24 protein-coding genes, 1 riboswitch and 1 other annotated feature are annotated in these 24,480 nt (G+C 43.3%); of the genes, 10 read left to right on the top strand and 14 right to left on the bottom strand.

What is annotated here, in order from left to right:
• Positions 1-26: 26 nt before the first annotated feature.
• From leuS to OTG27_RS19115, 3 genes are all read right to left on the bottom strand, one after another.
• Positions 27-2,441, bottom strand: a complete 2,415-nt coding sequence (leuS, locus tag OTG27_RS19125; RefSeq protein ID WP_268937765.1) for a leucine--tRNA ligase — start codon at positions 2,439-2,441, stop codon at positions 27-29.
• Between the two features lie 53 nt (positions 2,442-2,494).
• Positions 2,495-2,725 (bottom strand) — a binding site (T-box leader).
• A 153-nt stretch (positions 2,726-2,878) separates the two neighbouring features.
• Positions 2,879-3,142: a DUF2524 family protein gene (locus tag OTG27_RS19120; protein WP_034310579.1), complete on the bottom strand. Its 264-nt coding sequence runs from the start codon at positions 3,140-3,142 to the stop codon at positions 2,879-2,881.
• A 96-nt stretch (positions 3,143-3,238) separates the two neighbouring features.
• On the bottom strand, positions 3,239-3,745 hold the full coding sequence (locus tag OTG27_RS19115) for an SMI1/KNR4 family protein (RefSeq protein WP_268937764.1): 507 nt from the start codon (positions 3,743-3,745) through the stop codon (positions 3,239-3,241).
• 168 nt (positions 3,746-3,913) lie between these two features.
• Between OTG27_RS19115 and mnmL the strand changes: the two genes are divergently transcribed.
• The 3 genes from mnmL to OTG27_RS19100 all read left to right on the top strand — a co-directional run bounded on the left by mnmL (position 3,914) and on the right by OTG27_RS19100 (position 5,974).
• Positions 3,914-4,873 (top strand): tRNA modification radical SAM protein MnmL/YtqA, encoded by a 960-nt coding sequence (mnmL, locus tag OTG27_RS19110; RefSeq protein ID WP_268937763.1) that lies wholly within the window; start codon positions 3,914-3,916, stop codon positions 4,871-4,873.
• Complete coding sequence (mnmM, locus tag OTG27_RS19105) at positions 4,870-5,442, top strand: tRNA 5-(aminomethyl)-2-thiouridylate-methyltransferase MnmM (RefSeq protein ID WP_268937762.1); 573 nt, start codon at positions 4,870-4,872, stop codon at positions 5,440-5,442. Before mnmL ends, mnmM begins: the two co-directional genes overlap by 4 nt.
• 136 nt (positions 5,443-5,578) lie before the next feature.
• Entirely contained in the window at positions 5,579-5,974 is a 396-nt protein-coding gene (locus OTG27_RS19100; protein ID WP_268937761.1) for a hypothetical protein, read from the top strand.
• Positions 5,975-6,037: 63 nt separating this feature from the next.
• Here OTG27_RS19100 and OTG27_RS19095 read toward each other — a convergent pair whose 3' ends face one another.
• Positions 6,038-6,841 carry an alpha/beta hydrolase gene (locus tag OTG27_RS19095; protein ID WP_268937760.1) on the bottom strand — a complete coding sequence of 268 codons (804 nt, stop codon included), beginning with the start codon at positions 6,839-6,841 and terminating at the stop codon, positions 6,038-6,040.
• Between the two features lie 210 nt (positions 6,842-7,051).
• On the opposite strand from OTG27_RS19095, the gene OTG27_RS19090 reads away from it, so the two are divergent.
• Positions 7,052-7,570: a gamma carbonic anhydrase gene (locus OTG27_RS19090; RefSeq protein ID WP_063234974.1), complete on the top strand. Its 519-nt coding sequence runs from the start codon at positions 7,052-7,054 to the stop codon at positions 7,568-7,570.
• A gap of 309 nt (positions 7,571-7,879) precedes the next feature.
• On the opposite strand, the gene metK is transcribed toward OTG27_RS19090, so the two are convergent.
• Positions 7,880-9,073 (bottom strand): methionine adenosyltransferase, encoded by a 1,194-nt coding sequence (gene metK, locus OTG27_RS19085; RefSeq protein ID WP_063574850.1) that lies wholly within the window; start codon positions 9,071-9,073, stop codon positions 7,880-7,882.
• 163 nt (positions 9,074-9,236) lie between these two features.
• Positions 9,237-9,399, bottom strand: a riboswitch (SAM riboswitch).
• Between the two features lie 429 nt (positions 9,400-9,828).
• On the opposite strand from metK, the gene pckA reads away from it, so the two are divergent.
• Positions 9,829-11,415 carry a phosphoenolpyruvate carboxykinase (ATP) gene (gene pckA / locus OTG27_RS19080; RefSeq protein ID WP_063574849.1) on the top strand — a complete coding sequence of 529 codons (1,587 nt, stop codon included), beginning with the start codon at positions 9,829-9,831 and terminating at the stop codon, positions 11,413-11,415.
• A 691-nt stretch (positions 11,416-12,106) separates the two neighbouring features.
• Here pckA and OTG27_RS19075 read toward each other — a convergent pair.
• Genes OTG27_RS19075 through OTG27_RS19065 form a run of 3 tightly spaced genes read right to left on the bottom strand, consistent with a single transcriptional unit; the run spans position 12,107 to position 15,995 of the window.
• Complete coding sequence (locus tag OTG27_RS19075) at positions 12,107-13,408, bottom strand: nucleotide sugar dehydrogenase (protein WP_268937759.1); 1,302 nt, start codon at positions 13,406-13,408, stop codon at positions 12,107-12,109.
• 41 nt (positions 13,409-13,449) lie between these two features.
• Complete coding sequence (locus tag OTG27_RS19070; protein WP_268937758.1) at positions 13,450-14,766, bottom strand: glycosyltransferase; 1,317 nt, start codon at positions 14,764-14,766, stop codon at positions 13,450-13,452.
• Positions 14,767-14,789: 23 nt separating this feature from the next.
• A complete protein-coding gene (locus tag OTG27_RS19065; RefSeq protein WP_374941275.1) occupies positions 14,790-15,995 on the bottom strand; it encodes a glycosyltransferase family 4 protein in 1,206 nt (401 codons plus the stop codon).
• Positions 15,996-16,190: 195 nt separating this feature from the next.
• Between OTG27_RS19065 and wecB the strand changes: the two genes are divergently transcribed.
• Both wecB and OTG27_RS26540 read left to right on the top strand, forming a co-directional pair.
• Positions 16,191-17,327, top strand: a complete 1,137-nt coding sequence (wecB, locus tag OTG27_RS19060; protein ID WP_268937757.1) for a non-hydrolyzing UDP-N-acetylglucosamine 2-epimerase — start codon at positions 16,191-16,193, stop codon at positions 17,325-17,327.
• Between the two features lie 202 nt (positions 17,328-17,529).
• On the top strand, positions 17,530-17,763 hold the full coding sequence (locus OTG27_RS26540; protein WP_307730123.1) for a hypothetical protein: 234 nt from the start codon (positions 17,530-17,532) through the stop codon (positions 17,761-17,763).
• 104 nt (positions 17,764-17,867) lie between these two features.
• Here the strand turns inward: OTG27_RS26540 and OTG27_RS19050 are convergent, their stop codons facing one another.
• From OTG27_RS19050 to OTG27_RS19035, 4 genes are all read right to left on the bottom strand, one after another.
• Positions 17,868-18,638 (bottom strand): sulfite exporter TauE/SafE family protein, encoded by a 771-nt coding sequence (locus OTG27_RS19050; protein ID WP_095679327.1) that lies wholly within the window; start codon positions 18,636-18,638, stop codon positions 17,868-17,870.
• Between the two features lie 42 nt (positions 18,639-18,680).
• Positions 18,681-19,145: a 2-thiouracil desulfurase family protein gene (locus OTG27_RS19045; RefSeq protein ID WP_063577584.1), complete on the bottom strand. Its 465-nt coding sequence runs from the start codon at positions 19,143-19,145 to the stop codon at positions 18,681-18,683.
• 202 nt (positions 19,146-19,347) lie between these two features.
• Positions 19,348-19,590, bottom strand: coding sequence for a DUF2584 domain-containing protein (locus OTG27_RS19040; protein WP_034310541.1), 243 nt, complete (start codon positions 19,588-19,590; stop codon positions 19,348-19,350).
• 50 nt (positions 19,591-19,640) lie between these two features.
• Positions 19,641-20,429 (bottom strand): alpha/beta hydrolase family protein, encoded by a 789-nt coding sequence (locus OTG27_RS19035; protein WP_268937756.1) that lies wholly within the window; start codon positions 20,427-20,429, stop codon positions 19,641-19,643.
• A 135-nt stretch (positions 20,430-20,564) separates the two neighbouring features.
• Between OTG27_RS19035 and OTG27_RS19030 the strand changes: the two genes are divergently transcribed.
• The 3 genes from OTG27_RS19030 to OTG27_RS19020 are packed head-to-tail and all read left to right on the top strand — an operon-like array spanning position 20,565 to position 23,145.
• On the top strand, positions 20,565-21,566 hold the full coding sequence (locus tag OTG27_RS19030) for an ABC transporter substrate-binding protein (RefSeq protein WP_268937755.1): 1,002 nt from the start codon (positions 20,565-20,567) through the stop codon (positions 21,564-21,566).
• Positions 21,567-21,593: 27 nt separating this feature from the next.
• A complete protein-coding gene (locus OTG27_RS19025) occupies positions 21,594-22,364 on the top strand; it encodes an ABC transporter ATP-binding protein (protein ID WP_063574842.1) in 771 nt (256 codons plus the stop codon).
• Entirely contained in the window at positions 22,354-23,145 is a 792-nt protein-coding gene (locus tag OTG27_RS19020; protein ID WP_223255909.1) for an ABC transporter permease, read from the top strand. Before OTG27_RS19025 ends, OTG27_RS19020 begins: the two co-directional genes overlap by 11 nt.
• Positions 23,146-23,379: 234 nt before the next feature.
• On the opposite strand, the gene ytkD is transcribed toward OTG27_RS19020, so the two are convergent.
• On the bottom strand, positions 23,380-23,850 hold the full coding sequence (gene ytkD / locus OTG27_RS19015) for an RNA deprotection pyrophosphohydrolase (RefSeq protein WP_268937754.1): 471 nt from the start codon (positions 23,848-23,850) through the stop codon (positions 23,380-23,382).
• A 113-nt stretch (positions 23,851-23,963) separates the two neighbouring features.
• Positions 23,964-24,314, bottom strand: a complete 351-nt coding sequence (locus OTG27_RS19010; RefSeq protein ID WP_048686500.1) for a hypothetical protein — start codon at positions 24,312-24,314, stop codon at positions 23,964-23,966.
• Positions 24,315-24,480: the final 166 nt, after the last annotated feature.

Below are 24,480 nucleotides of genomic sequence, written 5' to 3'. Positions count from 1 at the left end.
GCGGGACAGCTTCCAATCATTTTTATTTAGTTTGCGACGATATTGACTAATTTGCCTGGTACGGCAATCACTTTACGAATGGTTTTCCCATCGATTTGTTCTTTGATGGAATCATCACCCATCGCGATTTCTTCCAGTTTTTCTCTCGTAGTGTCAGTCGGCACCATTAATTTCGCTTTGACTTTTCCGTTGATTTGGATGACGATTTCGACTTCGTTATCCACTAACTTCGCTTCGTCGAAAGCCGGCCATGTTCCGTACGTGATGCTCTCGGAATGGCCCAGTTTAGACCAAAGCTCCTCGGCGATATGCGGTGCAACCGGTGCAAGCAGCTTTACGAAGCCTTCGATATACACCTTAGGAAGCGAATCTGCTTTATAAGCATCATTAATGAATACCATCAATTGTGAAATCGCCGTATTGAATTTCAATTCCTCATAGTTCTCGGTCACTTTTTTAACTGTTTGATGATAGACTTTTTCGAGCTTGCCCGTGTCATCCATCTCTGTCATCTTATCTGTGATCGTCCCGTCATCGTTGACTAATAAACGCCAGATACGGTCAAGGAATCTGCGGGAACCGTCCAATCCGTTTGTGGACCAGGCAATCGAAGCATCCAATGGCCCCATGAACATTTCGTACATGCGAAGTGTATCGGCACCATGGCTTTCCACGATATCATCCGGGTTCACGACGTTCCCTTTGGATTTACTCATTTTTTCATTATTCTCACCAAGGATCATTCCTTGGTTAAATAGGTTCTGGAACGGTTCCTTCGTTGGCACGACACCGATATCATACAGGAATTTATGCCAGAAACGAGCGTAAAGCAAGTGAAGCACCGCATGCTCAGCGCCGCCAATATAAATGTCGACCGGCATCCATTCTTTTAATTTTTCAGGATCGGCAAGTGCTTCTTTGTTATCCGGATCGATATAACGAAGGAAGTACCAGCTGCTTCCTGCCCACTGTGGCATCGTATTCGTCTCACGGCGTCCTTTTCGTCCGTTTTCATCCGTTACATTCACCCATTCCGATATGTTCGCAAGTGGTGATTCGCCTGTACCCGAAGGCTTGATGTCCGTAGTTTTCGGTAAAATCAATGGAAGTTCTTCTTCCTTCACTGGAGACATCGTGCCGTCTTCCCAATGGATGATTGGAATCGGTTCACCCCAGTAACGCTGACGGCTGAATAACCAGTCGCGAAGGCGGTATGTTATTTTCTTCGTGCCGATTTCTTTTTCTTCCAGCCATTTGATCATAGTCGAAATGGCATCTTCCTTATTCAACCCATCAAGGAATTCCGAATTCACATGAAGTCCATCGCCTGTATATGCTTCACTTGTCACGTCTCCGCCAGCTACGACTTCCTTGATCGGCAAGTCGAACTTTACTGCGAATTCATAATCTCGCTCATCATGGGCAGGAACGGCCATGATTGCTCCTGTTCCGTAGCTGATCAACACATAATCGGCAATCCAGATCGGCATTTTTTCGCCATTTACCGGGTTAATCGCATAAGCCCCCGTGAACACGCCTGATTTATCCTTTGCCAAGTCTGTTCTTTCCAAGTCGCTTTTATGTTTCACTTCATCCAAATAGGCTTCAACTGCCGCACTTTGATCAGCTGTCGTAATTTTATCGACAAACGGATGTTCAGGTGCCAATACGGCATATGTTGCACCGAATAACGTATCCGGACGAGTCGTGAACACCGTGAATGTTTCATCAAAACCATCGATATTGAATGTAACCTCCGCTCCCTCGGAACGGCCAATCCAGTTACGCTGCATATCCTTGATGTTTTCCGGCCAATCCACATCATTCAGATCGTCGATTAAACGGTCAGCATACGCCGTGATACGAAGCATCCACTGTTTCATTGGGCGGCGCTCAACAGGATGGCCTCCACGCTCACTTTTCCCATCGATGACTTCTTCATTCGCCAATACCGTGCCAAGTGCCGGACACCAGTTAACGGCCACTTCATCAATATAGGCAAGGCCCTTTTCATATAATTTCAAGAAAATCCATTGCGTCCATTTGTAATAGTCGGGATCTGTCGTGTTTATTTCACGATCCCAGTCATAAGAAAAACCAAGGGCTTTGATTTGGCGGCGGAACGTGTTGATGTTGTGCTCCGTGAATTCAGCTGGATCATTTCCCGTATCGATCGCATATTGCTCTGCCGGAAGTCCAAAGGCGTCCCACCCGATCGGATGCAATACATTATACCCCTGTGCCCGTTTCATCCGTGCCAGGATGTCGCTTGCCGTATAACCTTCCGGGTGCCCCACATGAAGACCGGCCCCTGAAGGATATGGGAACATATCCAGCGCGTAGAATTTGCGTTTGCCGCTATCTTCACCCGTTTTGAATGTCTTATTGCCTTCCCAATACTTTTGCCATTTCGTTTCTATGCTTCTATGGTCAAAACTCATATGATTTCCTCCTAATTTCCGTTTAAAAAACAATAAAAAACCCCTCATCCCAAAATAGGGACGAGAGGATTATGTATATCTTCCCGCGGTACCACCCACATTGGCGATAGCTAAAATCCGCCCAGCTTAAAACATCCGTAACATGGATTAAAACGCCAGGCATTACTTATTCATTCACACCCGGGACTCCAAGGCGAGTTCGCGACCGTCCCAGGTTGACTTGCACCACCCGTCAACTCTCTTTACTGGTTTAAACCGCTACTATTCCTCATCATAGTCTTTATGAGAATATTGATTTTATTTCATTCTAGTCAATTTCACCGATAATTGCAATAGCCGTACATAAACATTATCGACAGGTTTTTCATTATATATGCGAATTCAGGAAAATTCGTGCAAAAAAGGGAGCTATTCATTCATAGCTCCCCTGCTTCCATTTAATGTCGCAGTAAAATCATTTCATTCCTCAATTCGTTCAACTGCTGCTTCATCCGCGAAAGCATTTCCCGTTGCTGGTCATTCGAACTGGCATACAATCGTTCCATATCCGTCAAAGCCTCTTCGATATACCTTTGCGAATTTTGAAATTGTTCATCATCATAATGCTCCTGCCGTGAGGCCTCGTTAAATTCAAACTCTGCAAAATGGAGAGCCCCTTCACATTGCTCTAAAAAATGATCGACGGATTGTCTGGTTGCCATTTCAAACCCTCTCCTTCGCGTCTCATTTGGATGATTCGGAATCATCTTTTCTAGTTTGAGCAAATAACGGGAGGATTATCATTTTTTTTTGAGCAATCAACCTTTATCCCAAAACTTCTCACCTTGACGGGAAATGAACTGCTCGATCCATTCGGCAAAGCCCATATGGAGCTTCTCGCCTTCTTCAAAATCATCGATATGGCCTTTTACCATTAAATACTCCTTATCGCCTTTGGCGACGGCTTCCCCATCGATCACAATATTATCTTGATAAATGCAGGCCACTTTATAGCATCCCTCGTATGAATTTTCATATGTGTAATTAATAATATCATCCAAGCTGTATAAATCGTTTTCCCCGCCTGATTCCACATTATCGAACAGACGGCATCCATTGGTTATTTTTAAAAACTCCTTATAATCCTCAGGCAGAAGCAGTCCGGTTTTCTTTTCAAAGGAATGAATTTGCTCATCCGAAGCAGGTGAATTGAAGGTGCAAGTGGCTTTGTATGTGAACCCATCTTCATTTACTTCGATCACCTGATTATTTTCGGCTAATTTCTTTTTCATTTGTTTGATCGCTTCTTCAACTTGACCGGTCATGTCCATCAGCTCCCGATTGGATATAGTCATTCAAAGATAAACTGGAAATAGCGGCAAAATATTTAGCCTTCAAGTATACAGTATACGCTTATTTTTCAAAAAAAGACCTAGCTGCGAGAATGTTGTATAATATATGTTGCGCTTTATTTTATTTAGGAGGTTGCTGATTTGAATCAAGCAAACCCGTTTATATATGCAACGGACAACAAACGATATCATACATGGAATTACCACCTGAGAGAACATTTTGGACATAAGGTCTTTAAAGTTGCCCTGGATGGCGGTTTTGACTGTCCGAACCGTGATGGCACCGTCGCACATGGCGGCTGTACCTTCTGCAGTGCCTCAGGCTCTGGTGACTTCGCTGGCAGCAGGGTTGAACCCTTGGACGTCCAGTTTAAGAAAATCAGCGAACGGATGCACCATAAATGGAAAGATGGAAAATATATGGCCTATTTCCAAGCATTCACGAATACGCATGCACCCGTGGCAGAGCTTCGCGAGAAATATGAAAGTGTATTGACCCAGGAAGGTGTCGTCGGACTCTCCATCGCGACACGCCCGGATTGCCTTCCAGATGATGTAGTCGAGTATTTAGCGGAATTGAACGAACGCACTTACCTTTGGGTCGAGCTTGGTCTCCAGACGGTCCATGAAAAGACCGCAACGATGATCAACCGCGCCCATGACTTCGATTGCTACAAAGAAGGCGTCGATAAACTGCGCAAACATGGCATCCGTGTCTGCTCCCATATCATCAATGGCCTGCCTCAGGAAGATTACGGCATGATGATGGAAACAGCCCATGAAGTCGCCAAACTCGATGTACAGGGGATAAAGATCCATTTACTTCATCTATTAAAAGGGACACCGATGGTCAAACAATATGAAAAAGGCCTGCTCGAGTTTCTTGACCGTGACGATTATGTCAGCCTTGTATGTGACCAGCTGGAAATAATCCCTCCAGAAATGATCGTTCACCGCATTACTGGTGACGGTCCGATCGATTTGATGATCGGTCCAATGTGGAGTGTCAATAAATGGGATGTCCTGAATGCCATTGACGCCGAACTGAAACGCCGCAACAGCTGGCAGGGGAAAAATCATCACATGGAGGTACAATCATGAAGCTAGATCGAATTTTGCCTTTCGCCAGGATTCTGCTGGAAAAAGCGGTCCGCCCCGGGGATATAACGATAGATGGCACGATGGGCAACGGCTTTGATACCGTCTTTCTTGCAGGACTTACAGGTAAAGACGGACATGTCTATAGTTTTGATATTCAAAAAGAAGCGATCGAAACCACAACGGCAAAACTGAACGCCGAGAATTTACAAGAGCACTGCACCCTCATTCACGATGGGCATGAACATTTAAGCAAATATATCAGGAAAGAACATTCCGGAAAGGTCACAGGCGCCATCTTCAACCTGGGCTACCTACCTGGCGGAGACAAATCAATCATCACCAAAGCCGAGACGACGATATCAGCCATTGAACAGCTGTTCGAATTGCTGGCGCCTGAAGGAATCATCATCCTCGTCATATACCATGGTCATCCAGGGGGATCGGCAGAACGGGATGCATTGATGGATTATGTAGAGAACTTCCCTCAACAGAAAGCCCATATCCTGAGATACGGTTTCATCAACCAAGCAAACAATCCGCCATTCATTGTCGCGATTGAAAAGAGATGATAAATCTGGCACCGTTCTATAAGAACGGTGTTTTTTCAATCCGAACTCGCAGGCAGCAGAATTACCAATCTTAACTTTTTGAATTTTTCGTCTTTAATGATTATAATGATAGAAAATAGATAAGAGGGTGCAGAAAATGGAACATTTGCCTACTTCATTACTGACGGATATATTGACTGAAAAAATCAAAAGGAATTCAAGCGAGCAATACGGGGATTTTGTCAGCTCGCTCAACTCGTTGACAGAAGAACAAAAAACCATGGAGGGCCTCAAACAATTTGACCATCATTTTGATAAGTTCCTGCCACAGCTCGATTTAATGATTTCCACCCAAAACCATGAAGCAATCATGAATATGAAAGCGACGCTTTTGGACCTATTCGCCAATGACTTGACCTTCAAATCCATTTATCTCCTATCCACTGCATTATCCAACAAAAAGGAACTTCCTCATTTGAACCAATTTATGTACCCGGTTACTTTCTGGGCACCGGTCATCAAGTCGAACGAATTGCTTAAAAACGCAGGCTGATCCAAAAAAACTGCCGAAGGCTAACTTCGGCAGTTTTTCATTTATCCTGAAGTATGTACGGAATCAAACGACATACCCTAATATCTTTAAACGGTTTTCAACAAAACTCAGCGCATATTGAAATACATCATCACGCTCCGGTTCATTGAAGATTTCATGATAAAGCTTCGGCCATTCCTTATATTGCTTTTCACTGGCCAAATTATAATTGAACCACTCACGAACCGCCTTCTTGTTCACGATTCGGTCATCTCCGCCCTGCATCACCAAAAGCGGAACATCCTGAAATTCAGGAATCTCTTCAAAAGCATCCTTCATAGCCTGTGCAAGCTCGCGATACCAGCGAACCGAAACCTTTGTGATATATAAGGTATCGTTTCTATCGGATTCACGAATTTCCGCACTTCTCGTCGCCATTTCAGGTGTCAATCCGGAATCCACCCTGAACTGAGGCATAACGATGTTCAAACCATGCGAGAGCATTGTAAGGAACTTCCGCGGCTTCGTCACGATGCCCAAGCAAGGAGAAGAAAGAATCACCCCTGCAATGTCCCATTCCTCTTCCTGAAGAAGGCGTATCGAAATCAAACCGCCCATGCTGTGTCCAAGTAAAAAGACCGGCAACGAATATTCATAAGCCTCTTCTATCCAGCTTTTCACTTCGTCCAAATACTCATCAAAGGAATCGATATGTCCCCGGTAGGCGCGAGTAGTCATACCCTGCCCAGGAAGGTCGCCCATGACGACATGGTATCCAGCCGAAAGCCACATTTGTGTTACCCACTTATAACGCCCGTGATGTTCCATTGCCCCATGAATGATGACAATGACGCCCTTTGCGTCTCCTTCTGTCTCCCATTTCCACATTCGAAATCCCCCTTTCACTTTTCACTTGTTGTGTACGATCCATGATAGTTGAAATAATATATATAAATTATAACCATATTCGTGATTTTCGACAAAAAAGAAATCTAACAAGTTGTACATTGCTATTATAAATAGCCAAGTGTATTTGCATACGGTATATTAAAATAATACATAAAAACATTCACTTCGGAAAGGAAATGATTGAAAATGATTATTTATCCGTATAAAGGCAAAGAACCTGAAATTGCTGAAAGCGCTTATATTGCTGAAAATGCTGTCGTCACAGGTGATGTCAAAATTGGCGACGAAACATCAATCTGGTTCAATTCCGTCATTCGCGGTGATGTCTCCCCAACCATCATCGGAAAAAAAGTCAGTATACAGGATAACAGCGTCCTGCACCAAAGCCCAAATAATCCATTGATCATCGAGGATGAAGTAACCATTGGCCATCAGGTCATATTACATAGCTGTAAAATCCGCAAAGGAGCTTTAATCGGCATGGGATCGATCGTACTTGATGAAGCCGAAATCGGCGAAGGGGCTTTCATAGGTGCCGGCAGTCTCGTTCCCCAAGGCAAAGTCATTCCACCGAATATGTTGGCATTCGGACGTCCAGCTAAAGTCATCCGTGAAATCAACGAAGAAGATCGTCAGGATATGGAACGCATCGTACGCGAATACGCCGAAAAAGGCCAATACTATAAAACGGCGGAACGGATAAAGTAATGCACGAGCACTTGACTGAAAATTACGAGTATTTGCTCCCAATTCACGAGTAAATCGCTTAAACTTACGAGTATTTGCTCCAAATTCACGAGTAAATCGCTCAAACTTACGAGTATTTGCTCCAAATTCACGAGTAAATCGCTCTAGCTCATGAGTATTGCTCCAAACTCACGAGTAAATCGCTCTAGCTCACGAGTCTGGCCCTTAAAGTTTAATTTCTTTGGGATTTCTTGAATTATTCCCGCAGACGGCTAAGTTAATCCATAAAAAAGGTGCCCCGCAAATAACGGGACACCTTTTTTATATGAATTACGCTTGTGCTTTTAATGTTTCTGCTTTGTCCGTGCGTTCCCATGGAAGATCGACATCTGTACGGCCGAAGTGTCCGTATGCAGCTGTTTGTTTGTAGATTGGGCGACGAAGGTCAAGCATTTTGATGATACCAGCTGGACGAAGGTCGAAGTTTGCGCGAACTAGGTCAACAAGAACTTCTTCGCTAACTGTACCAGTTCCGAACGTATCAATGGAGATCGATACAGGCTCTGCCACACCAATTGCGTATGCCAATTGAACTTCCGCTTTATCGGCAAGGCCGGCTGCCACGATGTTTTTCGCAACGTAACGTGCAGCGTATGCAGCAGAACGGTCAACTTTAGTAGCATCCTTACCAGAGAATGCACCGCCGCCGTGACGAGCGTATCCGCCGTAAGTATCAACGATGATTTTACGTCCAGTAAGACCAGCATCCCCTTGAGGTCCGCCGATTACGAAACGGCCAGTCGGGTTGATGAAGTACTTAGTATCTGCATCGATCAACTCGGCTGGAACGACAGCTTTGATCACATGTTCTTTTAGATCGGCTTGAATTTGTTCAAGCGTAACTTCTGCATCATGCTGTGTGGAGATGACGATTGTATCTACACGTACAGGACGGTTATTCTCATCATATTCCACGGTTACCTGTGTTTTACCATCAGGGCGTAGGTAAGCAAGAGTTTCATCTTTACGAACTTGGGTCAAGCGGAATGAAAGTTTATGCGCCAATGAAATCGGAAGCGGCATAAGCTCTTCTGTTTCATTACAAGCGAATCCGAACATAAGACCTTGGTCCCCTGCACCGATTGCATCAATTTCTTCATCTGACATGTTTCCTTCACGAGCTTCCAATGCTTTATCGACACCAGCTGCGATATCGGCAGACTGCTCATCAATGGAACTCAAAACGGCACAAGTTTCAGCATCGAAACCGTATTTCGCACGTGTGTAGCCAATTCCTTTAACCGTATCACGAACGATACGCGGGATATCCACGTAAGCAGACGTTGTAATTTCACCAGCAACAAGTACAAGACCTGTAGTTACACTAGTTTCACACGCAACACGTGCATTTGCATCCTTAGCTAGGATAGCATCTAAAATGGAATCTGAAATCTGATCACAAATTTTGTCCGGATGGCCCTCTGTAACAGATTCAGAAGTAAATAGACGTTTCTTTGACATCATATTTCCTCCTTGGAAGTTAGTATGTTGTAGGCATAAGCCTGATTTTTACGGAACTCGTTTCCCTCATTAGTTTCAACTATAGACACAGAATTACTTATAAAAAACACAAAAACCTTCCCTGGCAAATGAGGAAAGGTTTAAAATTCTGTCTTCTATCCTTTCACTCTTATCGTTCAAGGGTTTTTTACCTTGCTCAGGTTAGCACCATCACCACTATTCCTTGAAGACCTTCGCTTTATTTTCGGCGATCGATCTTGGAGTCAAGTTCAATATGGCAGGTTGCTGGGTTTCAAAGGGCCTGTCCCTCCACCAACTCGGGATAAGAGAATCCGTACAATTTAAGATATTATCGTATCTGGCTGGAATTTGTCAATGCTTTTCTAAAAAGAACATTTCCACCCAGAACGGCGTTCATTTGAAAAAACATGTTGATACAACGTCCTAGAGGGGTTTACAACGCAATATACGAATAGAAATGTTGTAAATTGCCATTAATAATAAAGTATTGAATATCGAAAAGGAACGACATCCTGACTTTCCCTTTAGACATATATTGTTTACTTACTTCCTATTTAAATAAATTTTTCCTCATGAAAGTATATGCGATCATCCTGACTCGGTTCCTGCCGGATTAAAATGATTAATGCGGCCAGCTGAAAATAATCACAAATTAAAAGAAATAGTATAGACTAATTAAATGAATGTGTTATACTAATTATAATCTAAAAACTCAAACAAAGGAAGGTACCTCATATATGAATTCTGTAGATGTTTCTAATGAGTTACACCAATTATTAACAGGAAACAATGTGCAAACTCAACTATCAGTTCCTCAATTGGTCGAAAAAGTACTAAGCAGAAATGAAGGCGTTTTAACATCAACCGGCGCGGTAAAAGCTGAAACTGGCAAATATACCGGTCGTTCACCTAAAGATAAATATATCGTGGAAGAAGCATCAGTTAAAGATAAAATCGATTGGGGCCCAGTGAACCGGCCGATTTCCGAAGATGTGTTCAATAAACTATATAATAAAGTAGTTGACTACCTAAAAGCAAAAGAAGAGATTTTTGTTTTTAAAGGTTTCGCTGGTGCAGACGAATCATCACGTCTTCCCATCCGTGTTGTTAATGAATATGCTTGGCATAACCTTTTCGCCCATACTTTGTTCATCCGTCCAAACGAAGAGGAACTGAGAGGTCACGAAGCTGAATTCACGATCGTTTCTGCACCTAACTTCAAAGCGGACCCAGAAGTGGACGGAACTACATCCGAAACGTTCATCATCGTTTCTTTTGAACGCCGTACGATCCTGATCGGCGGAACGGAATATGCAGGAGAAATGAAAAAATCGATCTTCTCGATCATGAACTACTTACTTCCAGAGGCTGGAATCCTTCCAATGCATTGCTCTGCCAACGTAGGACGTGAAGGGGACGTCGCTTTATTCTTCGGACTGTCCGGTACGGGCAAAACAACTTTATCAGCAGACACTAGCCGTAAATTGATTGGCGATGATGAGCACGGCTGGTCTTCTAACGGCGTATTCAACATCGAAGGCGGCTGCTATGCAAAAACGATCAACCTTTCACGTGAAAAAGAACCGCAAATTTTCGATGCAATCCGTTTTGGTGCTGTATTGGAAAATGTTGTTGTTGATCCGGATACGCGTGAAGCAAACTATGATGACAGTTCATTGACTGAAAACACTCGTGCTGCTTACCAAATGCAAGCAATCGATAACATCGTGAACCCAAGTATTGCAGGACATCCAAATACAATCATTTTCTTAACGGCTGATGCTTCAGGAGTTCTGCCTCCAATCAGCAAGCTTTCCAAAGAACAGGCAATGTTCCACTTCCTAAGCGGATACACTAGTAAATTGGCTGGTACTGAAAGAGGCGTAACTTCACCGGAAGCTACATTCTCCACTTGCTTCGGTTCACCATTCTTACCGCTTCCAGCTACACGCTATGCTGAGATGCTTGGTGATAAAATTGACGAGCACAATGCAAAGGTATACCTTGTCAACACAGGATGGACTGGCGGTGCATACGGAACTGGAAGCCGTATGAAACTTGCTTACACCCGTGCAATGGTACAAGCGGCGCTTGAAGGTGAATTAGCGAACATTGAAACGATCAAAGATGATATCTTCGGTTTGGATATCCCGCTTCATGTTCCTGGTGTTCCTGATGAAGTGCTTCAACCAATCAAGACTTGGGCAGATCCTGCCGCTTATAAAGAAGCAGCAACAGACCTTGCCGCACAATTCCGTGCAAACTTCAAGAAATTCAAAAGCGTTCCAAGTGAAATCGAAGAACTTGGCGGCCCGACAGCTTAATAAATTGTACACAAAAGGACCAAGCTCTTGCTTGGTCCTTTCAGTTTGTCGGTAAGAAACGTCACTTCCCGAACTGGATTACTTTATTAAGTGCCATGGAAGGGGAAATACCTCGTCTAATGTCGAATATAGTACCAAGTACCCGAAATACGGCATCTTCGCTCGAATTCACTGCCTTACGAATACGCGACTACCGTCGAATTCACTGCCTTTCAGCTCGAAATACGCCATCTGTGGTCGAATTTACTGCCTTATAGCACGAAATACGGCTCTTTCAGTCGAATTTACTACCTTGTACCCCGAAATACGGCATTTGTAGTCGAATTATAACTGCCTTGAAGCTCGAAACACAGCGGCTGCGCTCGAATCTACTAGCTTACAGCCCGAAATACGGCTCTTTCAGTCGAATTTACCACCTTGTCCCCCGAAATACGCCATCTGCGCTCGAATTTACTGCCTTATAACCCGAAATATGGCGGCTGTGCTCGAATAATTGGCTAGCCGAGACTCTGCTAGGATGCTTGCGGTGAGGAGGCTTGACGTACAGGAAGCGGATCTGAAAACAACTGGATCGTTTCCACGTTCTGAAAGGGCCTCGTTCTTGCATGGTCCTTTTTTTCAGTGGAAAAAGGGCACTGTGATAGTCAGTGCCCTCTTAATCGTTATTCCATTATCGATGTTGTCCAAGTTTTTAGATGATCGCTTTATTCCTGTCTTTTTTCATGGACACCGTTTTGTATTGATATATATTGCCCAGGTTGGCCACCGGGATATCTGTTTTCGTTGCATCAATGCAATTGCGTGTATCCAGAATCAATTTATTGCTCATGCGATTCGATAGCTTATCATAATCCATCTGTTTAAATTCATCATGGTCAGTCAGGATAAGTATCAAGTCGGCATCATTTACAGCGTCTTCCACTGATACGACTGGCATCTTTCCAGATTTGACATGCGGGTCATGCAAGGCTACATCCATGTTTTCCATCCCCATCAAGATATTGACTACATCAATGGAGGGACTTTCACGAATATCATCTACATTTCCTTTGTAAGCTAGACCGAAAACGGCTACTTTTGGCTTCCGGATCCCCTCTAGCATCATCCTTACGGAATTTACGATGTAATAAGGCATCGATACGTTGGTATCACGGGCCAATTTAATGATTCTCGCATACTCTGGCGCCTTTGCAACGACGAAATACGGATCGACCGCTAAACAATGGCCGCCAACTCCCGGTCCTGGCTGGTGTATATTGACACGAGGGTGTTTGTTTGCCATCGATATGACATCCAAAACATTGATGTCCAGCTCGAAACAGATTTTCGTCAGCTCATTCGCAAGGGCGATATTGACATCCCTGAAGGTGTTTTCCATCAGTTTAGACATTTCAGCCGTTTTCGCATCGGTCTGAATGATCTCCCCTTGAACGAATGTTTTATAAACAAGACTTCCTTTATATGAGCATGTTTCGGTGATGCCCCCGACGATACGGTTATTATGAACCAACTCTTCAAGAATCCTTCCAGGTAAAACGCGTTCCGGACAATGTACGAGGAAAATGTCTTTTCCGATGGTAAGGCCCGTCCTCTCGATCATCGGTTTAATATGATCATCCATGCTTCTTGGCGCTATCGTTGATTCGATAATGATGACATTTCCTTTTTTGATAAAAGGAAGAATGTTTGAGGTTGCATCCATGACATGTGTTAAATCACAGGATTGGTGCATGTCCTTTTTATTTGGAGTAGGCACCGCGATGATGAAAACATCCGCATGTTCCGGGCTTAACGCAGCTCGGAACTTATTGGAAGCAATCACTTCTTCTAATACCTCATCCAATCCAGGTTCTTCGATATGGAGCCTGCCGCTATTCAAATTGGAAATAATTTCAGGGTGGATATCCACGCCGACAACATCGACACCGTATTTCGCAAACATTAAAGAAGTTGGAAGTCCGATATAACCTAGTCCGATTGTACAAAGTTTCATTTAAACCACTCCTATCTATTTTTCTGCTGCACTCAAATTTGTTAGGCTGTTTGATAGATTTCGATAAAGATTTCCTTCTCTTGTTTCCAGTTGTATTTTTGTCGCGCCTTCAGGCAGTTCTGGCTCATTTCCGCCCTTTTTTCAGGATGCTTCAATAAGTAATTGACACCTTCGGCAATTGATTTTGGATCATGCGAATCGACACATACACCGATTTTTTCCGCATCGACAACCTTTTGAATTTCAGGAAAGCTGCAGGCAACCACTGGCACACCGCTCATCATGTATTCAAACAATTTATTTGAAGAAGCGGAGTAGTGATTAAAGCAGACATTATTCAATATCTGAAAACCTAAATACGCATTTTTTGTATAATGGAGCAGCTCGTCGACCGGAACCTTCGGCAGGAACTTCACACGATGCTCCAGGTTCATGTCGCTCACTTTCTTCATTAATTCATCCTTGATCCTTCCATCCCCGATAAAAACTACCGTTCCGCCCTCGATCATCGGTACAGCATCAACCAATTGCTCTAACCCTCTTCCCATTTGAACGCCGCCTTGGTATAACAATATCGGTTCATTCTCTGGCAAATCGAGCAGCTCATGCAAATTCACGGCCGTACTTTCCTCCGGATTGGTTGGAATCGGGTAGTTATGGACCACCTTGGGATACAGACCATATAAGTCTTCGTTATACTTAGCTCTCGTATGGTTTTCAGCGATCATTTCATCGACGAACATTAATAGGAATTTCTCCATCATCCCGTAAATTCGGCTATTATATCCCGTTCTGCTCGTTTGTACTTCATGCGAGTCATAAATCAGCTTTTTCCTTCTCATCCATTTACTGCTGATCGCTCCCTGCATGAGCGTATTCAAGTCATTTGAATGATAGAAATCATATTTCCTTTTCCGGCCATGATAGATCATTTGACCAAAAATGTAACTCCTCGTTAATAGTGTCGGCAGCTTCGTTTTCGTGATGAACAGGGTGCCCAGCGCAAGGAGTGCAAATGCACCGAACAGTATTCCCGACCCCACCCAGCCGTTGATCAAGTTCAAATTCCACAACGTATTCCAGATCACTAAGGCAAATAGGGCGATTTCAAACTTCTTTTTCTTCAATTTGCCTACGATCCTGAGAATCTTATTAAGCGCCTCCCAGCGGTTATTCACCCTAGTGACCGAGAAACCATTTTGGTGTTTCTCCTTTTTGGCCAAACCCTCGATTTTCCAGTTATGAATGGCAATTAAATCGACTTCATAACCCGCTTCTGTGAGTGCTGTGCATTCTCTTAGAACCCTCGCATCGTTCGTAAAGTAATTCCACACGAACATACATACTTTCTTCGCCATGTTGTCCTCCACTTCCGGATTTTTCAGCCTGACGCTTCCATCACGTTGATGAGACCTTTAATATTTTTAGACCATTGAAAATGTTGTTTAGCATACCGATGACCGTTTTCTCCCAGTTCTTCACGAAGGGCCGGATCTGAGGCCATTGTCAATATATGCTGACAGATTTCATCAACATTTCTGCTCTCTGCCACCAACCCGCATTTCGCCTCCATGAGCATCTTCTTGGCCCTGCCGTCCACATCACCGACAATGGGTTTTCCGACACACATATAATCGATGATTTTACCGGGCAGGACCTTATTGAAGACTTCTTTTTCAACCAAGCTCACATAGGCAATATGAGACGTTGAAACTTCATGAAGAGTCACTCTTCGATTCATCGCATTAATCATCTTAATATTAGTCAGCCCTCTAGAGCTTATCTCCTTCTCCACTTCGGATATCCGATATCCATATCCAATCATCGAGAACTCGATTTGTTTATGTTCCCTTAGCTTTTCAGCGACGGCTATCAGTTTTTTCAAGTCCTGTGCCAGTCCGATATTCCCCGCATAAACGACCTTGATTACCTTTTCCGATATGGGTGTAAGCAAGTTCTTTAGCGTCAGCTCATCAGCTGTAAGCGAATTGGGGATGAATTGGATGGCCTCTTCCTTGACTCCCTTTGCAACGATATAATCCCTGAAACCAGGACTATTGATGATGATAAAATCTGAATGCCTATATAGCTTCCTTTCCAGGAAGAAAGCGATTTTCAAAACACACTTATTATTGAATACGCCTACACCTATCAACGATTCCGGCCATAAATCCCTGACATCGGTAATGAGTTTCGCCTTCATCTTTTTCTTGGCGATCAACGCTGCCAATGTAGGGAAGATCGGCGGGGTCGTGGCAAACACATAATCATATTTTTTTTCGAGACGGATGATTGTATAAATGAAAAGCCACATCGCTTCAAGATAATGAAGCAACCGCTTCCCCATATTGCTTGTATACCTCTTCACTTTGTCCGGCTTAATCCTGATGACATCTTCTTCAATGCTATCTTCATCCCAAAACTTTGTATCTTGATATAAACTTTGATTAGGATAACTCGGCTTCAATGTGATGACCGTTACCTCGAATCCGTTTCTTTTCAAATGGAGATATATATTTTTCATTCTATTTCCCGCACTTCCGATTTCCGGATAAAAGTTTTGCACGATCATCAGGACGCTTTTCATATTCGCCTATCACCTCTATTCTGCTTAGCTTACTTCCTGCTTTATATTGTAAATGCCAGATATTAACTTAAGGTTAAAGAAGTATAAAGTCATTATTAATATTGTAAAAATTCTGTTAATAATTGTTTCGTTTTTATATTTCCCCTGAACTTCCCGTTATAATGGGGGAGACATTCAGAAGGGGAGGAAATGAGCATGCCTAAACAACGTATTAAGGTCATGACCGTATTTGGTACAAGACCAGAGGCTATCAAAATGGCACCAGTCGTTTTGGAACTGAAAAAGCATCCAGAAGAAATAGAAACCATCGTGGTGGTCACCGCCCAGCATAGGGAAATGCTCGACCAAGTCTTGCAATGTTTCCAGATAAATCCAGATCACGATTTGGATATGATGAAGGATAGACAAACATTAGAAGAGATTACAACTCGAGGGCTTGAAAAATTGAGTTCGCTCATGAAAGACATAAAACCGGATATCGTCCTCGTACATGGGGATACTACGACAACTTTCATCGCCAGCCTGGCAGCTTTCTATAATAAGATACAGATTGGACACGTTGAAGCTGGTCTGCGGACTGGTAATAAGTATTCTCCATATCCTGAAGAGATGAATAGGCAGCTGACTGGCGTCATGGCCGATTTGCACTTTGCCCCTACAAATCAGGCGGCAGAGAATCTAATTTCGGAAAATAAAAAGAGTGATTATATCCATATTACTGGCAATACGGCTATCGATGCTTTGAAAACAACAGTACGTAAAGACTATGATCATCCGATTCTATCTGGTTTGAATGGAGATCGCATGTTATTGATGACAGCGCACAGAAGGGAAAATATCGGAAAACCAATGGAAGAGATATTCCGTTCCGTCAAACGGCTGCTTGAAGATTACACGGATATCCAAGTTGTTTTCCCGCTTCATAAAAACCCGGTTGTCCGTGAAATTGCTTACCGGATTTTCGGTGAAACGGAAAGGCTTCACTTAATAGAGCCGCTTGAGGTGCTCGATTTCCATAATTTTGCGGCGCACGCCCATCTCATATTGACAGATTCCGGAGGGGTGCAAGAAGAAGCTCCCTCACTTGGCGTTCCTGTCCTTGTGTTACGCGATACAACAGAACGTCCGGAAGGAATCGATGCCGGTACCCTTTTATTGGCAGGAATTGAGGAAGAACGAATTTATCAACTAGCCTCAGAATTACTTACAAATGAAGAAACCTATAAAAAAATGGCGACAGCTTCCAACCCATATGGAGATGGATTCGCTTCAAAACGGATTGTCGATATCCTATTAACGCATTGCGAAGTGAAATCACCCCTTCCATTATAAAAAATAAAATAGAGAGAAAAGCCTGTCACGTAAGCGGCAGGCTTTTTCTATTCAGCCAGATTATGAAAAGGCTGCTTTCATTTCATTTAGCGAAGGATTAAAGCAAAGTCAATTTAGATTTGTAAATGGTAAATACATATGTGATAGTTTGGGGAGATTTAACGTTTCATTGAAGACAATCTATTACCTTGGAGGTGCTGTAATGTTCGGGAAGGATCCCAATTGTGTTAAATGTGGTAAAGAAATGAAGGGCGACGAAGTCGTTCTTCTGAAAATGCTTTATCCAAGGCGTAAAGGGGTGACGGAAATAAAAGCATATTTAAAAAATGTCTGCCGAATGGATAGTCAACACGAAACAGGAGGATTAGCAAAAGACGCATTGGCCTTTTGGTGCAGAAGTATTTCATGGCGAACTGCAAACCTTCGGGGAAGCTGATTTCCCAACACCTGAAGATGCGAATGACCTTGTTTAAAAATGGCCGAAAATACGCCTTGTATCCCCGGCCATTTTTAATAGGAATTCATTCGCTGAACACGCCATCAAAAAATATGAAAATAATTAAGGACATTTTTTCCAATCAATAAAACCGTGACGCAAATGAATAAGATACGGACATAGGAAGCACCTTTCTTTATGGCGAAGTTCGTTCCTACCAATGCTCCCGCGACCATTGCAAGACCCATCGGGATTCCATAGGCAAAATTGACGGTCCCCATAGATAAAAAAATGATAAGTGCGGCAATATTGCTTCCAAAATTCAATATTCTTGCATTCCCGGCTGCCTGGACAAAATCAAACCCAATGATCAGAAATGAAAATAATAAAAAGGAACCTGTGCCTGGTCCAAGAAAACCATCATAAAAACCAATCGCAAATATTATGACTATCAAAAGTATCATTTTCTTCCTTGTCAGCCCTTTATATTTTGCATCTTTACCCCAATCCTTTTTTACCAACGTATAAATCGCGACAATGACCAGCAAGATCAAAATGAGGGGCTTCAATATCTCTGCGGAAACGAAATGTACAACGTATGCTCCTAACGCCGCTCCAATCACGGTGATCGGAAACAGCTTGATGACGAATTTGAAATCCACTTTTCCAGCCCGAATGAATGAAATCGTACTCGTTAAAGACCCCATGGTACCCGCCAGCTTGTTAGTGGCAAGTGCCGCTGAAGGCGATATCCCCGTGAACAATAAAGCAGGAATGGAAATTAACCCGCCCCCTCCCACTACGGAATCGATGAATGCGGCAATAAAACCCGCAAGTACTAAAAATAGCAAAGTATAGAGATTGATATCCTCCATGTATTCCCCTTCTTTCAAAAGCACTATCTAAAATGCCATTACTCATTTTTCATCCAAATAATCGAATAACCTTTCTTCTGAAATGACCGTGAACCCATGCCTCCTAAGCAAAGCCGCGGTCACTCCATTCCCGACCTTCTTCTTCCCCTTGAATTCCCCATTATAAATCGTGGCACTCCCGCAGGATGGACTATTTTCTTTTAAAACGACTAACGTTGCCCCTACCTCCTGGGCTTTCAATAACGTGAGATTCGCTCCCTTTATGTACAATTCCGTTACATCCCTGCCCGACTTTTCGATGATCTTCGCTTTTCCATCAAGGACATCCCCACCTTCACCGCCAACTATCTCAGCAGGTTCCCTCGGTGTCGAAAAACCGCCAAGCAATTCAGGACAAACCGCTATAGCCTTTTTCTCCCTCATCAATGCCATAATTCCATCATCCAAGCTGTGAGTACCATTGTATCTTACCTCAAGGCCCGCTAAACAAGAACTCACCAAAATCATCAAACCACCCCGCCTCATGCACTTTACACCATTTTACCACTCTTTTCATGACAATCATTTCGAAGATTGAATATCCACGCTGATAAAACACCGTTTTACTTGAGTTGGATTTTTTTCACGAATTTTCCGTGCATCTGTCGAATTCCGCCAAAACAAAAAAAGCGCTTGCAGCGGAGGCGATTCCCGGCAAGCGCTTGTCTATTTAGTTAGTTGAATTCAGTGATAGCAGTTGGTACGTAATGATGGTCTTTTCACTGGTCCATTCAATTTTTTGGATAACGGCTGTTCCGCTTGAATCAGATTGGATCGTTTTGCGGACATCGATTGGAATATCGATAGGGTATAACCTGTAACCAGCTTTCGCCAGCCGAAAAATGTTTTCTTCTTCACGGGTTTCGTTCCCTTTTGTAACGATCATGGTATTTAGCTCCATAGGCATGCCCATGTGTATCTCCTCCTCTTGCCAATATACTTAGTATATCCTTCATTCTATCATTATTCGGTTTTACTTTTCATCCAAGATGTTAAATCTTCGACTACTTTTCTGTTTACGGCAGGAGGGAAGAAATGCGTGAATTGAGGGAAATACCAGCTTTCGACCTCTTTGTCATGCATTTTCAACCTTTTTTCCAGCCGGTATGCGTGTTCTATGGCGACATTGTAATCTTTTTCACCATGTATGATCAGGACGGGTACATTCAAATCATCAATCGCAAACAATGGTGTACGGTATTCATATTGATCCGGGCATTTTTTAGGTGTTCCGCCGATGACACGCTTCATCATCCGACGCATATCGACCCGTTCGACATATGTTAAAAACATATCCGACACACCTCCCCACGTAACAATCGACGCTGCATTCCTGCAGTATATCCCAGTCCAAAGGGCCATGATGCCGCCACGGGAGAATCCGAGGATATGAATGTGATCCTTGTTCACCCTGGGATGCTGTTCAAGAAGATTGAATCCTGATATCGCATCGAATCGATCTTCGCCTCCAAAATCCTCATCCCCCTCCCCGCCTTGATTTCCACGGTAAAAAGGAGCAAAAACGATGAAACCTTCTACAGCATACTGCACGATCCTTGCAGGCCTCACCTTGCCGACATTTTTAATCCCGCCGCGTAAATATAAGAAGGCATCATGTATTTCGCCATCAACCGGTTCAGCCAGCAAACCTTTTACCTTCAGGCCTTGTGATATGTACGTAACTGAATAAAGATGGATTCGTGGATGCGGTGATGGAAACCGCTGTTTTGAAATAATCGTTCCGTTCTCCAATTTCCACTCTCCTTTCTCTTTATTCTTATTGTAAAACATCCGCTTGTTTTTATCCCCTGAGAGGCATTCACATTTTTTTCTTCCGTTCATACGATAATGTAGGCAAAATACCCATATATCAAGGAGGAAGGCATTTTGAAAAAATGGTGTAAAGCAGGTGTCGTATTTTTACTTCTGTTCGTGCTGGTGATCCCGCTTGGCGCATGCGGCAACAAAGAACAGGAAACAACGAAGGTAAGGGTTGCCGAAGTAACCCGCTCCCTTTTCTATACACCGCAATATGTCGCTATCGAAAAAGGCTTTTTTAAAGATGAGGGCCTCAGCATTGATTTGAAAACGACGGCAGGCGGCGACAAGACGATGACCACGCTTCTTTCCAATGGCGCGGATATTGCTCTCGTTGGCTCCGAAACATCGATTTACGTTCAGGCACAAGGCTCGAATGACCCCGTCATCAACTTCGCCCAATTAACACAGACGGATGGAACGTTCCTTGTTTCACGTGAAAAAATTGACAACTTCAATTGGGATATGCTGAAAAACTCTACATTCCTAGGCCAGCGCAAAGGCGGGATGCCGCAAATGGCCGGCGAGTTCGTATTGAAAAAACATAACATAGACCCGAAAAAAGATTTGAACCTCATCCAGAACATTGATTTCGCGAATGTCGCAACTGCCTTCGCTTCCGGAACCGGCGATTTCGTTCAACTGTTCGAACCAACGGCCAGTGTGTTTGAAAAAGAAGGAAAAGGCTATATCGTCGCTTCTTTCGGCACCGAGTCCGGTCATCTTCCATATACAGTTTATATGGCTAAAGAAAGCTATTTGAAAGAAGACAAAGAGACTGTCGAAAAATTCACGAGGGCCTTGAAGAAAGCACAAGATTGGGTTCAGGAAAACGATGCTGCCGAAATTGCCGGAGTCATTCAGCCGTATTTTGAGGATACCAATCTCGAGACGATGGAAACAGTCATCAATCGCTACAAAGAACAAGGATCCTTTGCCACCGATCCCATTCTTGATGAAGAAGAATGGAACAATCTGCAAAACATCATGGATGAAGCAGGCGAGCTTCCATCACGTATTAGCCATGAAGAGCTGGTCAATACCGACTTTGCTGAAGAAGTCACAAAATAACATAGCAAAAGGTAAGGAGGATGTCCGATGAGCTTTTTAAAAATCCAAGACATTCACCATACTTATTTTTCAAATCAGACGGCAGCGACCGCACTTGCGGACATTTCCCTCGACATTGAAAAAGGTGAATTCGTCTCTTTTCTAGGTCCGAGCGGCTGCGGAAAAACCACCCTGCTTTCCATCATCGCCGGGCTCTTTCCGCCCACTTCAGGAAAGATCCTGCTCGAAAACAAACCGCTGAAAGCCAACAGCGACCTTTCAATCGGCTATATGCTGCAGCAGGATTATCTATTTCCATGGAAGACGATAGAAGAAAATATCTTATTAGGATTGAAACTGATAAAAAAAGATGAAGGACTTGAGAGAATAAAAACGCTTAAACTTTTAAGTGACGTTGGATTGGGAGACACCGGAAAATTATATCCGCGCGAACTATCGGGAGGAATGAGGCAAAGGGCTGCACTGGCACGGACACTGGCAGTCGATCCAAAAATCCTTTTGCTTGATGAACCGTTTTCAGCTCTTGATTATCAAACCAAGTTGAAGCTGGAAGACCTTGTTTTTGAAACCCTGAAATCCTTCGGAAAGACAGCCGTCCTCGTCACCCATGATATCGGTGAAGCCATTGCGATGAGTGACCGCATCTTTCTGTTTTCCGCGAATCCGGGAAGCGTGCACAAAACCTTCAAGGTGCCCGAAGAATTGCGTGAACTCACGCCTTTCCATGCACGCAACCATCCGCAGTATCCAATGCTATTCCAAACGATCTGGAAGGAGCTTGAGAGCCTTGAATATTGAACAGCTTCATAACCAATATAAAACCTCATTAAAAAAAGAAAACAGGCTCATTCGCTTTTATCAGATCCTGATTTTCATCGTTTTTTTCAGCAGTTGGGAACTTTTATCCAGGAAGGAACTGATCGATCCGCTCATCTTCAGCTCCCCGACTAAAGTGTGGCATCTTTTCATACAGAAATTGGGTGACGGAACCCTGCTATCCCATTCCGGAGTGACGCTATTCGAGACCGTTCTAGGCTTTATCATAGGAACACTGCTTGGAACGATCCTGGCATCCCTGCTTTGGTGGTCGCCAAGATTATCCAAAACACTTGATCCTTATCTCGTCATTTTAAATGCGATGCCGAAAGTGGCACTCGGCCCCATCATCATCGTAGCATTTGGCCCTGGATTTCCATCCATCATCTCGATGGGGGCGATCATCTCCATCATCATCACCACCATCGTCGTCTACACTGCATTTCGCGAAGTGGACCCGAACTACCTGAAAGTACTCCAAACTTTTGGCGCCACAAGAACACAAGCTTTTCGGGAAGCCATATTACCCGCATCCTTCCCAACGATCATCTCGACATTGAAAGTGAATGTCGGCCTCTCCTGGGTCGGCGTCATCGTAGGTGAATTCCTTGTTTCGGCCAAAGGACTCGGCTACCTAATCATTTATGGCTTTCAAGTCTTCAACTTCACCCTTGTAATGCTTGCCTTGATGATCATTGCCGTCTTTGCCACAATCATGTATCAACTAGTCGAACTGCTCGAGCGAAAATTAATCAAAGACTGACCAAACTGCCGATAAGCCTCGGCAGTTTTTCACTCATGCTGAGTTAAAACATGAATGTAGTTGGATTTACTCGTAAGTTTTTGATGATTTACTCGTGAGTTTCGGACTTTTACTCGTGAGTTTTCGCGATTTACTCGTGAATTCCGCCAGCTTACTCGTAAATTTCAGTATTTTACTCGTGAGTTTTCGCGATTTACTCGTGAATACTTCCTTTTACTCGTGAGTTCCTGACATTCACTCGTTTCTTTGCAAAGTGCCATCATCCAGTCTCGATAAGCTCAAAGGTACAATCTCATCTTTCATGATGAAGCTAAACTCCTCACCGAGTACATCCGGCAATGATTCCATAAAGATCGGGCCATCTGTTTCCAGGTAATTCCGTTTTTTCTCTATTTCACGCAATTCGGCATAGTATATTGATTTAACGAATGGCTTCACTGGATCATGCACTTTATATTGTCCCAAAAATTGCAGATGGCCCACCAAGCCTCCTGTTTCTTCATAAACTTCCCGTATGGCCGTTTCTTCAATGGATTCCCCTGCTTCCCGTTTACCGCCAGGGAACTCGAATCCCCTTTCTCTGTGTTTGGTCAATACCCACCTGCCCTTATATCGGCTTAGCACAAAAATATGCCAAGGCTCTCCAAAGACAGGATTCTCGGAGAATTCGACCTTATATCCGTTCTTATCAAGAAATCGTTTCATTTTTCCCCTTCTCTCCGTATAAGAAATGGTGCTATGCTCCTTGTTTCATTATATGGGTAAAAAAAATCACTATCCAGCGGGAATCTGCATTACATCAAAAAAACGATGGACCCTCAATATTCGAGGCCATCGTCTGTTGGTTTTGCCTGTAGTATTCCCATGCTTTCTATATGCCGTCTTCCTTCTTCAGTTCCCAGGGCGTAAATCATTTCGTAAATTTTTTGAAGGGTGATATCCTGCTTATCATTTTCACGGTCAAAATGATATTGAAGGTATGGGACATGTGCCCGGTAAAAATTTTCTTCCCCTATTGAATAATTGTAATCAAATAATTCACGTAATTTGATGATTTCATTATCTGTCGCCTCGATTTCGAAGTTCCATGGAGAACTTTCCCTATCTTGTGTTATCTGTCCATTCGGAAGCCAAATGTAATATTTTTTCCTGTCTTCAGACACATTCATCCACCCTTTCCATATATCCTACGCTTATTTTTCACGTATTTCCCCACTTCATACGATGGAAAATTTTGTTTACAGAAGAACAAAGATGTTAAATAATAGATTAAAGTATCTTTCAAAGGGTAAAACATATAATAAGCCCAAGCATCCCTTAAGATTTTTATATGCA

It is taken from the genome of Peribacillus sp. AS_2 (genome assembly GCF_026891895.1).
GTDB lineage: Bacteria > Bacillota > Bacilli > Bacillales > DSM-1321 > Peribacillus > Peribacillus frigoritolerans.
The sequence above is the reverse complement of the archived record's forward strand: the minus strand, read 5'-3'. Positions and strand labels throughout refer to the sequence as shown.

What these genes read in the sequence shown, in the direction of transcription:
- leuS (WP_268937765.1), bottom strand. Translation starts at nt 2,441, where the DNA reads ATGAGTTTTGACCATAGAAGCATAGAAACGAAATGGCAAAAGTATTGG.
- OTG27_RS19120 (WP_034310579.1), bottom strand. Translation starts at nt 3,142, where the DNA reads ATGGCAACCAGACAATCCGTCGATCATTTTTTAGAGCAATGTGAAGGG.
- OTG27_RS19115 (WP_268937764.1), bottom strand. Translation starts at nt 3,745, where the DNA reads ATGACCGGTCAAGTTGAAGAAGCGATCAAACAAATGAAAAAGAAATTA.
- mnmM (WP_268937762.1), top strand. Translation starts at nt 4,870, where the DNA reads ATGAAGCTAGATCGAATTTTGCCTTTCGCCAGGATTCTGCTGGAAAAA.
- OTG27_RS19100 (WP_268937761.1), top strand. Translation starts at nt 5,579, where the DNA reads ATGGAACATTTGCCTACTTCATTACTGACGGATATATTGACTGAAAAA.
- OTG27_RS19095 (WP_268937760.1), bottom strand. Translation starts at nt 6,841, where the DNA reads ATGTGGAAATGGGAGACAGAAGGAGACGCAAAGGGCGTCATTGTCATC.
- metK (WP_063574850.1), bottom strand. Translation starts at nt 9,073, where the DNA reads ATGATGTCAAAGAAACGTCTATTTACTTCTGAATCTGTTACAGAGGGC.
- pckA (WP_063574849.1), top strand. Translation starts at nt 9,829, where the DNA reads ATGAATTCTGTAGATGTTTCTAATGAGTTACACCAATTATTAACAGGA.
- OTG27_RS19075 (WP_268937759.1), bottom strand. Translation starts at nt 13,408, where the DNA reads ATGAAACTTTGTACAATCGGACTAGGTTATATCGGACTTCCAACTTCT.
- OTG27_RS19070 (WP_268937758.1), bottom strand. Translation starts at nt 14,766, where the DNA reads ATGGCGAAGAAAGTATGTATGTTCGTGTGGAATTACTTTACGAACGAT.
- OTG27_RS19065 (WP_374941275.1), bottom strand. Translation starts at nt 15,995, where the DNA reads ATGAAAAGCGTCCTGATGATCGTGCAAAACTTTTATCCGGAAATCGGA.
- wecB (WP_268937757.1), top strand. Translation starts at nt 16,191, where the DNA reads ATGCCTAAACAACGTATTAAGGTCATGACCGTATTTGGTACAAGACCA.
- OTG27_RS26540 (WP_307730123.1), top strand. Translation starts at nt 17,530, where the DNA reads ATGTTCGGGAAGGATCCCAATTGTGTTAAATGTGGTAAAGAAATGAAG.
- OTG27_RS19050 (WP_095679327.1), bottom strand. Translation starts at nt 18,638, where the DNA reads ATGGAGGATATCAATCTCTATACTTTGCTATTTTTAGTACTTGCGGGT.
- OTG27_RS19045 (WP_063577584.1), bottom strand. Translation starts at nt 19,145, where the DNA reads ATGATTTTGGTGAGTTCTTGTTTAGCGGGCCTTGAGGTAAGATACAAT.
- OTG27_RS19040 (WP_034310541.1), bottom strand. Translation starts at nt 19,590, where the DNA reads ATGGGCATGCCTATGGAGCTAAATACCATGATCGTTACAAAAGGGAAC.
- OTG27_RS19025 (WP_063574842.1), top strand. Translation starts at nt 21,594, where the DNA reads ATGAGCTTTTTAAAAATCCAAGACATTCACCATACTTATTTTTCAAAT.
- ytkD (WP_268937754.1), bottom strand. Translation starts at nt 23,850, where the DNA reads ATGAAACGATTTCTTGATAAGAACGGATATAAGGTCGAATTCTCCGAG.
- OTG27_RS19010 (WP_048686500.1), bottom strand. Translation starts at nt 24,314, where the DNA reads ATGAATGTGTCTGAAGACAGGAAAAAATATTACATTTGGCTTCCGAAT.